Origin of the sequence: Enterobacter adelaidei, from assembly GCF_041937165.1 — a bacterium.
In the GTDB taxonomy this organism is placed as follows: Bacteria; Pseudomonadota; Gammaproteobacteria; order Enterobacterales; family Enterobacteriaceae; genus Enterobacter; species Enterobacter adelaidei.
This window is the reverse complement of sequence record NZ_CP154353.1, coordinates 963,650-976,618: the sequence shown is the minus strand read 5'-3', so window position 1 is coordinate 976,618 and position 12,969 is coordinate 963,650. Positions and strand designations below refer to the sequence as shown.

Annotated in this window: 13 protein-coding genes; 4 read left to right on the top strand and 9 right to left on the bottom strand. The window is 54.9% G+C overall.

Annotated elements, in window-relative coordinates; translation table 11 throughout:
* Window positions 1-15: 15 nt before the first annotated feature.
* Window positions 16-1,878 (top strand): 1-deoxy-D-xylulose-5-phosphate synthase, encoded by a 1,863-nt coding sequence (gene dxs / locus AAHF05_RS04760; RefSeq protein ID WP_129323816.1) that lies wholly within the window; start codon window positions 16-18, stop codon window positions 1,876-1,878.
* A 64-nt stretch (window positions 1,879-1,942) separates the two neighbouring features.
* Window positions 1,943-2,917 carry an aldo/keto reductase gene (locus AAHF05_RS04755; RefSeq protein ID WP_129323815.1) on the top strand — a complete coding sequence of 325 codons (975 nt, stop codon included), beginning with the start codon at window positions 1,943-1,945 and terminating at the stop codon, window positions 2,915-2,917.
* 486 nt (window positions 2,918-3,403) lie between these two features.
* Here AAHF05_RS04755 and thiL read toward each other — a convergent pair whose 3' ends face one another.
* The 5 genes from thiL to nrdR form a co-directional block, all read right to left on the bottom strand.
* Window positions 3,404-4,375 carry a thiamine-phosphate kinase gene (thiL, locus tag AAHF05_RS04750; RefSeq protein ID WP_129323814.1) on the bottom strand — a complete coding sequence of 324 codons (972 nt, stop codon included), beginning with the start codon at window positions 4,373-4,375 and terminating at the stop codon, window positions 3,404-3,406.
* Window positions 4,376-4,452: 77 nt separating this feature from the next.
* Window positions 4,453-4,872, bottom strand: a complete 420-nt coding sequence (gene nusB, locus AAHF05_RS04745; RefSeq protein WP_006809908.1) for a transcription antitermination factor NusB — start codon at window positions 4,870-4,872, stop codon at window positions 4,453-4,455.
* A gap of 21 nt (window positions 4,873-4,893) precedes the next feature.
* Window positions 4,894-5,364, bottom strand: a complete 471-nt coding sequence (ribE, locus tag AAHF05_RS04740; RefSeq protein ID WP_006176874.1) for a 6,7-dimethyl-8-ribityllumazine synthase — start codon at window positions 5,362-5,364, stop codon at window positions 4,894-4,896.
* A gap of 87 nt (window positions 5,365-5,451) precedes the next feature.
* Entirely contained in the window at window positions 5,452-6,555 is a 1,104-nt protein-coding gene (gene ribD, locus AAHF05_RS04735) for a bifunctional diaminohydroxyphosphoribosylaminopyrimidine deaminase/5-amino-6-(5-phosphoribosylamino)uracil reductase RibD (protein WP_129323813.1), read from the bottom strand.
* 4 nt (window positions 6,556-6,559) lie between these two features.
* A complete protein-coding gene (gene nrdR, locus AAHF05_RS04730; RefSeq protein ID WP_008503337.1) occupies window positions 6,560-7,009 on the bottom strand; it encodes a transcriptional regulator NrdR in 450 nt (149 codons plus the stop codon).
* A 152-nt stretch (window positions 7,010-7,161) separates the two neighbouring features.
* Here nrdR and AAHF05_RS04725 point away from each other — a divergent pair, with 152 nt between their 5' ends.
* Window positions 7,162-7,701 carry a DUF3251 domain-containing protein gene (locus tag AAHF05_RS04725; protein WP_028017661.1) on the top strand — a complete coding sequence of 180 codons (540 nt, stop codon included), beginning with the start codon at window positions 7,162-7,164 and terminating at the stop codon, window positions 7,699-7,701.
* A gap of 267 nt (window positions 7,702-7,968) precedes the next feature.
* Window positions 7,969-8,832, top strand: coding sequence for a nucleoside-specific channel-forming protein Tsx (locus AAHF05_RS04720; protein ID WP_129323812.1), 864 nt, complete (start codon window positions 7,969-7,971; stop codon window positions 8,830-8,832).
* Window positions 8,833-8,920: 88 nt separating this feature from the next.
* Here the strand turns inward: AAHF05_RS04720 and AAHF05_RS04715 are convergent, their stop codons facing one another.
* The 4 genes from AAHF05_RS04715 to secD form a co-directional block, all read right to left on the bottom strand.
* Window positions 8,921-9,601, bottom strand: coding sequence for a YafY family protein (locus AAHF05_RS04715; protein WP_028017663.1), 681 nt, complete (start codon window positions 9,599-9,601; stop codon window positions 8,921-8,923).
* Between the two features lie 14 nt (window positions 9,602-9,615).
* Complete coding sequence (locus AAHF05_RS04710; protein ID WP_028017664.1) at window positions 9,616-9,981, bottom strand: VOC family protein; 366 nt, start codon at window positions 9,979-9,981, stop codon at window positions 9,616-9,618.
* Window positions 9,982-10,121: 140 nt separating this feature from the next.
* Entirely contained in the window at window positions 10,122-11,093 is a 972-nt protein-coding gene (gene secF / locus AAHF05_RS04705) for a protein translocase subunit SecF (protein WP_028017665.1), read from the bottom strand.
* A 10-nt stretch (window positions 11,094-11,103) separates the two neighbouring features.
* Complete coding sequence (secD, locus tag AAHF05_RS04700; protein ID WP_072032696.1) at window positions 11,104-12,951, bottom strand: protein translocase subunit SecD; 1,848 nt, start codon at window positions 12,949-12,951, stop codon at window positions 11,104-11,106.
* Between the last annotated feature and the right edge of the window lie 18 nt (window positions 12,952-12,969).

The following is a 12,969-nucleotide window of genomic DNA, read 5'->3' as shown; positions in this document are numbered from 1 at the left end:
CTCGATGAGCCTTTGATGAGTTTTGATATTGCCAAATACCCGACACTGGCGTTAGTTGACTCCACCCAGGAGTTACGTCTGTTGCCGAAAGAGAGCCTGCCGAAGCTGTGCGACGAGCTGCGTCGTTACCTGCTCGACAGCGTAAGCCGCTCCAGCGGTCATTTCGCCTCCGGGCTTGGCACGGTAGAGCTGACCGTGGCGCTGCACTATGTCTATAACACGCCGTTCGATCAGCTCATCTGGGACGTGGGTCACCAGGCCTATCCGCACAAAATTCTGACCGGGCGTCGCGATAAAATTGGCACCATTCGTCAGAAAGGCGGCCTGCATCCGTTCCCGTGGCGCGGTGAAAGCGAGTATGACGTGCTGAGCGTCGGCCACTCCTCCACGTCAATTTCCGCGGGTATCGGGATTGCCGTCGCTGCCGAAAAAGAGAACAAGCAGCGCCGCACCGTCTGCGTGATTGGCGACGGGGCCATCACTGCCGGTATGGCCTTTGAGGCCATGAACCACGCGGGTGATATCAAGCCGGACATGCTGGTTATTCTTAACGATAACGAAATGTCGATTTCTGAGAACGTCGGCGCGTTGAACAACCATCTGGCCCAGTTGCTCTCGGGTAAGCTTTACTCCTCGCTGCGTGAAGGCGGGAAAAAAGTCTTCTCCGGCGTGCCGCCGATCAAAGAACTGCTCAAGCGTACCGAAGAACACATTAAAGGCATGGTTGTACCGGGTACCCTGTTTGAAGAGCTGGGCTTTAACTATATTGGCCCGGTTGACGGACACGACGTGCTGGGGCTGGTGTCGACGCTCAAGAATATGCGTGATCTCAAAGGCCCGCAGTTCCTGCACATCATGACCAAAAAAGGGCGTGGCTACGAGCCGGCGGAAAAAGATCCGATCACCTTCCACGCGGTACCGAAATTCGACCCGTCCAGCGGCTGTCTGCCAAAAAGCAGCGGCGGCATGCCGAGCTATTCGAAAATCTTTGGTGACTGGCTGTGCGAAACCGCCGCAAAAGACAACAAGCTGATGGCGATCACCCCGGCCATGCGTGAAGGCTCCGGCATGGTGGAGTTCTCCAGAAAATACCCTGACCAGTATTTTGACGTTGCCATTGCCGAGCAGCACGCGGTGACGTTTGCAGCGGGCCTGGCGATTGGCGGCTACAAACCGGTTGTCGCGATCTACTCCACCTTCCTGCAGCGCGCTTACGATCAGGTGATCCATGACGTTGCCATTCAGAAGCTGCCTGTGCTGTTTGCTATCGATCGTGCGGGCATCGTCGGTGCGGACGGACAGACACACCAGGGGGCTTTTGACCTGTCGTTCCTGCGCTGTATCCCGGATATGGTCATCATGACGCCATCCGACGAGAACGAATGTCGTCAGATGCTGTTTACCGGCTACCACTATCAGGACGGCCCAAGCGCGGTTCGCTACCCACGCGGTAATGCGGTAGGCGTTGAGCTGCAACCGCTGGAGAAGCTGGCGATAGGTAAAGGTCTGGTGAAGCGTCGCGGTGAGAAAGTGGCGATCCTGAACTTCGGCACATTGATGCCAGAGGCCGCGAAAGTGGCTGAAACGCTGAATGCCACTCTGGTGGATATGCGCTTTGTGAAACCGCTCGATGAATCCCTGATCCTGAACATGGCAGAAACCCATGACGTGCTGGTGACGCTGGAAGAAAATGCCATCATGGGCGGCGCGGGCAGCGGCGTGAACGAGGTGCTGATGGCGAATCGTAAAGCCGTTCCGGTGCTGAACCTCGGTCTGCCGGATCTCTTCATTCCGCAAGGTACTCAGGACGAAGCCCGCACGGCGATTGGCCTGGATGCCGCAGGTATCGAAGCAAAAATCCGCTCCTGGCTGGGCTGATCCCTCCCCCTGTTCTGCTCCTGCTATGCTTAAACGTATTGTTTAAAACAGCAGGAGTGGAACCATGCAATACACAACATTAGGAAAAACAGACCTTAAGGTTTCCCGACTTTGCCTGGGGTGCATGACCTTTGGCGAGCCTGACCGGGGTAATCATGCCTGGACGCTGCCGGAAGAGAGTAGCCGCCCTATCATCAAACACGCCATCGAAGGGGGCATTAACTTCTTTGACACCGCAAACAGCTACTCCGACGGCAGCAGTGAGGAGATTGTCGGCCGTGCCCTGCGTGATTTTGCCCGTCGGGAAGAAATTGTGGTCGCCACCAAGGTGTATTACCCGGTTGGCGATCTGGCTCAGGGCCTTTCTCGCACGCAGATCCTGCGTTCTATTGATGACAGTCTCAGACGCCTGAACATGGATTATGTCGATCTGCTGCAAATTCACCGCTGGGATTACAACACGCCGATCGAGGAGACGCTTGAAGCGCTGAACGACGTGGTGAAAGCGGGTAAAGCACGCTACATCGGTGCCTCATCAATGCACGCGTCGCAGTTTGCACAGGCGCTCGATCTCCAGGCACAGCATGGCTGGGCGCGCTTCGTCACCATGCAGGATCACTACAATCTTATCTATCGCGAAGAAGAAAGTGAGATGCTGCCGCTGTGCCATCAGGAGGGCGTGGCGGTGATCCCGTGGAGCCCGCTGGCGCGCGGTCGCCTGACCCGTCCGTGGGGGGAAACCACGGCCCGCCTGGTATCGGATGAAGTGGGAAAAAATCTGTATGAAGGCACAGAGGTCAGCGATGCGTTGATTGCTGAACGTTTAGCCGGGATTGCTAACGAAACCGGTGCAACCCGGGCCCAGGTGGCGCTGGCGTGGCTGCTGGGTAAACGCGGGGTTGCGGCACCGATTATTGGAACATCGCGGGAAGAACAGCTTGATGAACTGCTGAATGCGGTGGACATCACGCTGACGCCGGAGCAGATTGCCGAGCTGGAGACGCCATATCAACAGCATCCGGTGGTGGGGTTTAAGTAAGCCCTCACCCTGACCCTCTCCCGGTGGGGTGAGGAATCCCCAGTAATTTTTTTTTAACCGGAAGCGATGAATATTGCTTCCGGAAAATTAATGGCTTACAGCGATACCTGGTCCGGCTGTAAATCGCCGAAGCGTTTCCGTAAGGCCGGGGCGAGGCGCAGGGATGCGCCGAGAGGGCGTGGCCTGCAGGGATGCAGGCTCATGCCCGACCCGATAGCCTGAAGGAATAAGCTGAGGGTACCGCGAAGCGGCGATTTACCGCCGGGAGCCCGGGTCGCCAGGGCGGCGGCGATTGAGCCGCCCTGGCACGTTCACAGGTCATGCTGTTACAGAGTAGCAATGAACATAAAGTGAACGGAATGACCACCAGATCCGTATGTTCCCCCTCACCCCAGCCCTCTCCCTCAAGGGAGAGGGGGGGCGTCCGTGCTGGTATTATTTTGTGGGGATCCCTCAGCCCGGTGGGAGAGGGGGAAAAAAGCAAACTTACGCGAAGTGATCGTATCCTTTCCAGTCCAGCGTAATGGGCGTACCGTCTCTCACAAACTTCAGCCCTTCGCTCTCCGGCATGATCTGCCCGATGCAGGTAAATTTCGCGCCGAGATGCGCTAACGCCACGTCCAGCGTTCCACGGTTGAGCTCAGGCACCGTGAAGCACAGCTCGTAATCTTCTCCACCGGAGAGCGCCCAGCGCAGCGCCTGCTCAGGATCCACATGGCGAAGCAGTTGCTCTGACAGCGGGAAGAGATCCAGGTCAACACGCGCACCCACGCCGCTGGCCTTCAGAATATGACCGAGATCTGAGATCAGCCCGTCAGAGAGATCGATAGCCGAACTTGCCCGCTCGCGCAGCGCCTGACCGTGCAGAATACGCGGTGTTGGCCGCAAATGGCGTTTCACCAGATATGCCGCGTCGTCAGCATCCTTCACGGTTAAGCGGTCCTGGAGGATCGCCAGCCCTGCGGCGCTGTCTCCCGGCGTACCGGTCACGTAGATCCAGTCACCGGGTTTTGCACCCGATCGTTTCAGCGCGCGACCGAGCGGCACATAGCCGTGGATTGCCAGCGTCATCGACAGCGGCCCGGCAGTGGTATCACCGCCAATCAACTGCATATCGTAATAGTTGAGCTGCTCAAACAACGCATCGCTAAAGGCTTCAAGCCAAGCTTCATCTACCTCTGGCAGCGTCAGAGCCAGCGTCAGCCACGCGGGATCGGCGCCCATTGCCGCCAGATCGCTCACGTTGACGGCCAGCGCTTTATACGCCAGATCGGCAGGATCGATATCCGGTAAAAAATGACGTCCGCACACTAAGGTGTCGGTGCTGATTGCCAGCGTCTGTTTTTCGGGAATATTGAGAAGTGCGCAGTCATCGCCAATGCCGGTTTCAACATCAAGACGAGAGGTTCTGACACGGTCGAAATAACGGGCAATCAGGGAGAATTCGCCGCATGCCATACGTTATGCCTCAGCAAATAAAAGAAAAAACCGGAGCCGCACTGCCCATCAGGCAATGCAGAACTCCGGTTTGCGGATCACTTTTTGTGGGGACGGATCGCAGGTGCTGCTTTATCAAGTACGCCGTTTACAAACTTGTGGCTGTCTTCAGCGCCGAAGGTTTTCGCCAGTTCGATCGCTTCGTTGATGGCCACTTTATACGGCACATCATCACGTTTAGACAGCTCAAACAGCGCAATGCGCAACACTGCTTTTTCAACCTGACCCAGCTCTTCGAGCAGACGGGACAGGTAGGGCTTCATCAGACCATCGAGATACGCGCTATTAGTCGCCACTCCCGACAGCAGTTCACGGAAGTACAGAACATCGACGTCTTTTACGTCCTGTTCTGACAGGAACTGGTATTCAACATCAGCGATGTCGTTTTGGGACAACTGCCAGGAGTAAAGTGCCTGGACGGCACATTCACGGGCGCGGCGACGAGCAGCAGGTTTCACGGAATTCCCCTTACAAAAAAATCAGGCCTTGATGGCTTTCAATACATTGATCATTTCAAGCGCGGTCAGTGCAGCTTCTGCACCTTTGTTACCGGCCTTAGTGCCAGCACGTTCGATGGCTTGTTCAATACTTTCGGTGGTCAGCACGCCAAACGCGACAGGAATTTCAGCATCCTGCGCAACGTGAGCCAGACCATTGCTTGCACCGCCCGCAACGTATTCGAAGTGCGCAGTGCCGCCACGAATAACGGTACCCAGAGCAATCACCGCGTCGTATTTACCGGTTTTTGCCAGCGCGCCTGCTGCCAGTGGCAGTTCGTAAGCACCTGGAACCCAAACAACGGTAATGTTGTCATCTTTAACCTGGCCGATACGTTTCAGGGCGTCAATGGCACCTTCCAGCAGGCTGTCGTTGATGAAGTTGTTGAAACGCGCAATGGTGATGGCGACGCGAGCGTCCGGGGTAGCTACAGCAGCTTCAATAATGTTCATACTCTTCCTTTACGGGTTCATTTGGCCCCGCAGGGGGGCGGATTTTATCATAATACTTTGCGTACTGCTTCCCTATTTCAGGAGCAATTACGCTGTCGTTAAATGGAGGCAGACATCCGGACCCACCGGACGAATCTCGCTAAATTTGAGTTGTGGTGCATTGGCCAGTTTTTCAAGGCCGGGCAGCACAAACAGGCCACGCGCGTCGCTACCCAACAGTTTAGGCGCAACGTAAACAATCAGCTCATCCACCAGCCCAGCCTGTAAGAGCGCACCGGCGAGCGTTGGCCCCGCTTCTACCCAGATGCTGTTTACCTGTTGTTTGCCAAGTAACATCATTAGCACCACGAGATCCAGATGCCCGTTATGCTCCGGCACCATGATGCTGCGCACGCCTTCCGGCCAGTCACGTGAATCTTCTTTAGTGCGCGCAATCCAGGTTTCACCGGGCTGCTGCACAATGCGGTGTTCAGGTGTGACGCGGTTCTGGCTATCTATGACAATACGCAGCGGCTGACGCAGGTTCTCCTGCGGGTAAAGCGCCTGGGTATCGGCATTCAGTTCGTTCCAGCGCACGGTCATGGCGGGATCGTCAGCCAGAACGGTTTCACTGCTGGTGAGGATAGCATGGCTTTGCGCACGCAGACGTTGCACATCGCGCCTTGCCTGCGGCGAGGTGATCCACTGGCTCTCACCGTTCGCCATTGCCGTGCGACCGTCCAGAGAGGCGCCCAGCTTAAGTTGGATATACGGGAACCCGGTGCGCATGCGCTTGAGGAAGCCTTTATTGATCGCTTCCGCGTCTTGCATCATCAGCCCATGGCTGACGTCAATCCCTTCCTGCTGCAGACGATACAAACCGCGGCCGGCGACCTGCGGGTTCGGGTCCTGCATTGACGCGACGACGCGTGAAACACCCGCCGCAATCAGTGCTTCACAGCACGGTGGCGTACGGCCGTGATGGCTGCAGGGCTCCAGCGTAACGTAGGCCGTAGCACCGCGCGCCTTCTCACCGGCCATGCGCAACGCGTGCACCTCAGCATGCGGCTCGCCCGCGCGATAGTGAAAACCTTCGCCCACAATCTCGCCATCTTTGACGATAACGCACCCGACATTCGGGTTGGGATGGGTGGTAAAACGCCCGCGCTGCGCCAGCTTCATGGCTAGCGCCATGTAAATCTCATCCTGCATGAGCTTAATCCTGTAAGCGGGCGATCTCTTCGCCAAACTCTTTGATATCTTCGAAACTGCGGTAGACCGAAGCGAAGCGGATATAGGCGACCTTATCGAGCTTTTTCAACTGCTCCATCACCAGGTTGCCAATCATCTTGCTTGGCACTTCACGCTCACCCAGACCACGAAGATAAGATTTAATGTGGTTTAACGCCATTTCAACGTCGTCCGCGCTGACGGGACGTTTTTCCAGGGCCTTCAGCATTCCGCTGCGCAGTTTCTCTTCGTTAAACGGCTCGCGCACGTCGTTGCTTTTTACCACGCGCGGCATTACCAGCTCAGCAACCTCAAAGGTCGTGAAACGCTCGTTGCACACCAGACATTGCCGACGACGGCGTACGGATGACCCTTCGCCCACAAGACGAGAGTCGATGACTTTGGTATCCACAGCGGAGCAGAATGGGCAATGCATACGGTATCCCTGTTATCCGGTTAACTGATTTTCATTTTACCCTGATCTGGCCTGACAACAAAGGAAGAGCTTTTTGAGACAAAGGATCTATGTCTGACAGGTGGATGCTGGCTACCATAATGAGGAACCGTTATTTCAAGGAAATAAACGCAATGACAAGACGTTACCTGAAGATTTTGCTGGTGGGGAGCCTCTTCACCCTTAGCGCCTGTGCACAGCAAACCGAAGTTCGCCAGATGAAACAAAGCGTCAATACGCTCAATACGGCAATGGATAAGCTGAATAAAGAAACGGTGAAGATCACCCAACAAAACGCGCTGAACGCAAAATCCAGCAGCGGGGTGTATCTGCTGCCTGGTGCCAATACGCCTGCGCGGCTCAACAGCCAGATTGGCACGCTGAAAATGTCACTGGTGAACGTTGCGGCGAATGCAGATGGTACTCGCGCAACATTACGCATCCAGGGTGAATCCAACGATCCCCTTCCGGCCTTCACTGGCACCGTCGAGTGGGGCCAGATCCAGGGCACTACCGAAAGCTACCAGGAAGTGAATGTGAAGAACCAACTATTCACCGCCCCCGCGAGTATACTGGCGCCCAGCGATGTTGATATCCCGCTTCAGCTGAGTGGACTCACGCCAGATCAGTTAGGTTTTATCCGCATCCACGATATCCAGCCCGCCGCGCAGTAACCCCTCCTTCAGCGGAGTGCAATGTCACTCCGCTAACATTTACATTTCGTATGGATTGGCAACATTAATGATTGTCGCTACAATCCCGGCCGTTTAAAGTACGCAAACGTGAACGCAATCGATTACGCGTGTGAGAGATATGTGAAACAACACATATTTTTGTGAGCAGGGATTCCTATAATAGGCACCGCAGAAACACGAAATATTTAGAAACGCAATTCGCGCATTTTTCACTCCCGGAAGGGAATTTCAATCAGTGGCATGATTATGAAAAAAACATTACTTGCAGCCGGCACCGTGCTGGCACTTTCCTCCTCTTTCACTGTTAACGCAGCGGAAAATGATAAACCACAATATCTCTCCGACTGGTGGCACCAGAGCGTTAACGTGGTCGGCAGCTACCATACGCGCTTTTCTCCGAAGCTGAACAACGACGTTTATCTGGAATACGAAGCGTTTGCTAAAAAAGACTGGTTTGATTTCTACGGCTATATCGATATTCCTAAGACCTTTGACTGGGGTAACGGTAACGACAAAGGTATCTGGTCCGACGGTTCCCCGCTGTTCATGGAAATCGAACCGCGTTTCTCTATTGATAAACTGACGGGTACCGACCTGAGCTTTGGTCCGTTCAAAGAATGGTATTTCGCCAACAACTATATCTACGATATGGGCGATAACAAAGGCAGCCGTCAGAGCACCTGGTACATGGGTCTGGGTACAGATATCGATACCGGTCTGCCAATGGGCCTGTCTCTGAACGTGTATGCTAAATACCAGTGGCAGAACTATGGCGCTTCAAACGAAAACGAGTGGGATGGCTACCGTTTCAAAGTAAAATACTTTGTGCCAATCACTCAGGTTTGGGGTGGCCAGCTGACCTACATCGGCTTCACCAACTTCGACTGGGGCTCAGTTCTGGGTGATGACAAGAACCGCACCAGTAACTCTATCGCGTCCAGCCACGTTCTGGCTCTGAACTACGATCACTGGCACTACTCTGTCGTCGCGCGTTATTTCCATAACGGCGGCCAGTGGAAAGGTGGGGATACCGTTAACTGGGGTGAGGGTGACTTCACGTCTAAATCAACCGGTTGGGGTGGTTACCTGGTCGTGGGTTACAACTTCTAATCAGTGTGGGTTTCGCCCGGTGGCGCTACGCTTACCGGGCCAACGATCCGAATGCAGGCCGGGTAAGGCGTAGCCGCCACCCGGCTTTTTACTGCTTAACCTTCCGTAAAAAATCCGCCAGAGACCTGTCCGCACTCTCGCTAAACCGCCTTTCCGTAGTCACAATATTGAGACACCTGTCGAGCCGGAAACAGCGGTAGTCATCGCGCCGTTCACACCAGGCCGCCAGCAGCCAGCGCTCCCCCCAGAAGAACAATCCCAACGGCTGAACCTCACGCTGTGAGAGCTGTCCGGCTTCATCACGGTAATGCAGCGCCAGCACGCGCTGGGCGGAAATTGCCTGATGAATCATGTCAAAATCGCTGCGGGAGTGGCTTTGCATGCAAAAATCCGGGGCGTAGATCCGCGTCTGCTCCGCCTTTCGACGACTCTCCTCAGGCAGAATCGCTAACACCTTTTCCTGAGCCGACTCCAGTTCGCGCGACAGCGATTCTCCTCCCCAGGTTTTGAGCAGGCGAATCGCCACCATCAGCGCCTCTGACTCCTTGTTTGTCAGCATCAGCGGCGGTAAATCAAAACCCGACATCAGCCGATAGCCGCTTCCCGCCTCGCCCTCCACCGGCACGCCGGAAAGTGACAAGTCGCGGATATCGCGGTAGACCGTCCGCTCAGACACGCCAAGCCTGTCCGCCAGATGCGCTGCCGTTGTCAGACGCCTGCCCCGCAGGATCTGCACAATCTGAAACAAACGGTCAGCGCGTCGGGTCATATTTTCGTTAACTCTCAGGCAGGTTGATGGAGACCGACGCGATTACCTTCACTGTCGGTAAACAATGCGATAGTGCCAATGCCACGAGGTAATTCCAGTGGGCCGAATACACACTCACCGCCTGCTGTAACGATACGATCGAGCGTGGCCGGCAGATTGCCAGTATGCAGGTAAATAATAGCGCCTTCGTGAGACGGCACAATGCCCTCAAATTTTGCCAGCGCTCCGCCGGTACCCGGATCCTCATGCGGGAAAACGGCCAGCTCAGCGCAGTCCATTTTCTCGCGTTTTAACGAAACCTGCATCACTGGCTCATAAAAAGTAATCGCGCGATCCATATCCGTGACCGGGATTTCAAACCAGTTAATTACACTTTTCATACATCCTCCTGACTGTTTGTTTGGGTTCGAAAAGAGTCTACGACAGGGCTCCTGACAGCATACTGTCAGGAGTGTTTGTCAGGAGCAGATAAAAAAAATCCCGGTCATCAGACCGGGATTTCGATAACGCGATAAACGTCTTACGGCAGAATTGACGGCTGATCCGCCCCTTCTTTCTCGACTTTCTGCTGGAGCAAGTGCTCGCGCTTCATGCCGAGTTTCAGTGCCAGTGCGGATGCGACGTAAATAGAAGACGCCGTACCGATAGTCACACCGATAAGCATGGTCAGCGAGAAGCCTTCCAGCACCGGACCACCGAAGAGATACAGCATCAGGATAACCATCAAGGTGGTACCGGATGTGATCAAGGTACGGTGCAGCGTCTGGGTCAACGACACGTTAAAGATTTCGTACGGCGTACCGCGACGGATCTTACGGAAGTTTTCACGAATACGGTCAGATACCACGATACTGTCGTTCAGTGAGTAACCGATAACGGACATCAGCGATGCCACGATCGTCAGGTCAATCTCTATGTGGAACAAAGACAGTACGCCCATGGTGATCACCACGTCGTGCGCCAGCGCGATAACCACACCTGCCGCCAGTCGCCACTCGAAGCGGAAACCAACGTAAATCAGGATGGAGATCAGCGCCACCATCAGCGCCATTGCACCGGTTTGGGCAAGGTCTGCACCCACGCTTGGGCCGACAAACTCAATACGCTTAACCGTCGCATTCTGGCTGGTTGTTTCGTTAATCACGCTAACAACCTTGCTACCCAGCTCCTGGCTGCCGTTGGCATCGTGTACCGGAGGCATACGCACCATGATATCGCGGCTGCTGCCGAAGTTTTGCAGCAGCGGCTCTTCAAAGCCCGCTTTCTGCAGCGATTCGCGCATCTGGTCCATATCAATCGGTTTTTCCAGGGAAATTTCAATTACCGTACCGCCGGTAAAATCGAGACCCCAGTTAAAGCCTTTCACACCCATAATAACGATGGACAGAATCAGCAGAAAACCTGAAATGCCGAAGGCCCAGTAGTCCCAGCGCATAAAGTCCCAGACTTTACGGCCGTGGTTTAATTGTTCAACAGTATATTCCTGTGCCACAACGCACTCCTCAGATAGACAGCTTTTTGACGCGCTTGCCGCCGTACAGCAGGTTCACGATGGCACGGGTGCCGACAATAGCGGTAAACATCGACGTTGCAACACCGATACCGGTAGTAATCGCAAAGCCTTTGATCGCGCCAGTACCCACTGCATACAGGATAAGAACCTTAATCAGTGTTGTTACGTTCGCATCGAAGATGGAGCTGAACGCGCCTTTATAGCCTTCTTCAATCGCCTGCTGCACAGAGCGACCGTTGCTCAACTCTTCTTTGATACGTTCGTTGATCAGTACGTTGGCGTCGACCGCCACCGCAAGGGTCAGAACGATACCCGCAATACCCGGCATGGTCAGCGTCGCACCCGGCAGCAGGGACATGATGCCGATGATCAGCACCAGGTTAGCCAGCAGCGCGGACGTCGCAATAAGACCAAACTTCTTATAGAAGAAGATCATGAACAGGATAGAGACCACCAGACCGGCCAGACACGCTTCCAGACCCTGCTGGATGTTTTGCATACCCAGAGTAGGACCAATGGTACGTTCTTCTACAATCTGAATTGGTGCAATCAGCGCACCGGCACGCAGCAGCAGGGAGAGCTGACGCGCTTCGTTCGGGTTGCTGATACCTGTGATGCGGAAGCTGTTACCCAGACGAGACTGGATATTGGCGATGTTAATCACCTCTTCCTCTTTCACCAGCACTGCACGGCCATTGGCATCTTTCTTACCGCTGTCTTTGTACTCCACGAACAGGGTCGCCATCGGTTTACCGATGTTGTCCTTGGTGAAGTTAGACATGATGTTACCACCCGCGCTATCCAGCGAGATGTTAACCTGCGGCTGGTTGTATTCGTCCTGGCTGGATGTGGAGTCAGTGATGTGGTCACCGGTCAGGATCACGCGTTTGTACAGCACAACAGGCTGACCTTCGCGGGTCTGTTTCACTTCGGAGTCACCCGGAATACGGCCTGCGGCGGCAGCGGACTGATCAACGTTGGAGTTAACCAGACGGAATTCCAGCGTTGCGGTCGCACCCAGAATCTCTTTCGCACGTGCGGTATCCTGGATACCTGGCAGTTCGACCACGATACGGTCAGCACCCTGGCGCTGTACCAGAGGCTCAGCCACACCCAGTTGGTTTACACGGTTACGCAGAATGTTGATGTTCTGCTGAACGGCGTATTCACGCGCTTCACTCAGACGCGCATCGGTCATCACCGCGCGCAGCTGGTTGCTGCCTGAAGAGGTGATCACCAGATCGCGGTGACGCTGAGACAGATAAGTTACAGCCTGATCGCGCGCCGCGCTGTCGCGGAACGTGATGCTCATACCGTAGTTATCTTCTTTACGTACGGTAGTGTACGCGATGCCTTTTTCACGCAGATCGCTACGCAGGCTGTCGATATTCTGTTCCTGCAGTTTGCCCAGCGCGGTATCCATATCCACTTCCATCAGGAAGTGAACGCCACCACGCAGGTCAAGACCGAGTTTCATTGGCTCTGCGTTCAGTGCAGCCAGCCAACGAGGGGTTGCAGGAGCAAGGTTAAGCGCCACGACATATTTATCACCCAGCACGCCCATCAGCGCTTCACGGGCGCGGAGCTGCGTGTCGGTGGTGTCGAAGCGAGCAAGAATTGCACCCTCTTCCAGAGCCACAGACTTAGCGGTAATTTTTTCTTCTTGTAACGTTTTCTGGACCTGGATCAGCGTTTGCTCACTGGCGGCGACACCGCGCGCGCCAGTGATTTGAACAGCCGGATCCTCACCATACAGGTTGGGAAGCGCGTACAGCAGGCCGACGAGAATCACGACGACCAGCATGATGTACTTCCACAAAGGATAACGGTTTAACACGGCAGTTCCCTTTGGGAA

Coding starts and splice junctions, on each gene's coding strand:
- nrdR (WP_008503337.1), bottom strand. CDS start 7,009: ATGCATTGCCCATTCTGCTCCGCTGTGGATACCAAAGTCATCGACTCT.
- AAHF05_RS04710 (WP_028017664.1), bottom strand. CDS start 9,981: ATGAAAAGTGTAATTAACTGGTTTGAAATCCCGGTCACGGATATGGAT.
- dxs (WP_129323816.1), top strand. CDS start 16: ATGAGTTTTGATATTGCCAAATACCCGACACTGGCGTTAGTTGACTCC.
- thiL (WP_129323814.1), bottom strand. CDS start 4,375: ATGGCATGCGGCGAATTCTCCCTGATTGCCCGTTATTTCGACCGTGTC.
- AAHF05_RS04715 (WP_028017663.1), bottom strand. CDS start 9,601: ATGACCCGACGCGCTGACCGTTTGTTTCAGATTGTGCAGATCCTGCGG.
- AAHF05_RS04725 (WP_028017661.1), top strand. CDS start 7,162: ATGACAAGACGTTACCTGAAGATTTTGCTGGTGGGGAGCCTCTTCACC.
- AAHF05_RS04720 (WP_129323812.1), top strand. CDS start 7,969: ATGAAAAAAACATTACTTGCAGCCGGCACCGTGCTGGCACTTTCCTCC.
- ribE (WP_006176874.1), bottom strand. CDS start 5,364: ATGAACATTATTGAAGCTGCTGTAGCTACCCCGGACGCTCGCGTCGCC.
- AAHF05_RS04755 (WP_129323815.1), top strand. CDS start 1,943: ATGCAATACACAACATTAGGAAAAACAGACCTTAAGGTTTCCCGACTT.
- ribD (WP_129323813.1), bottom strand. CDS start 6,555: ATGCAGGATGAGATTTACATGGCGCTAGCCATGAAGCTGGCGCAGCGC.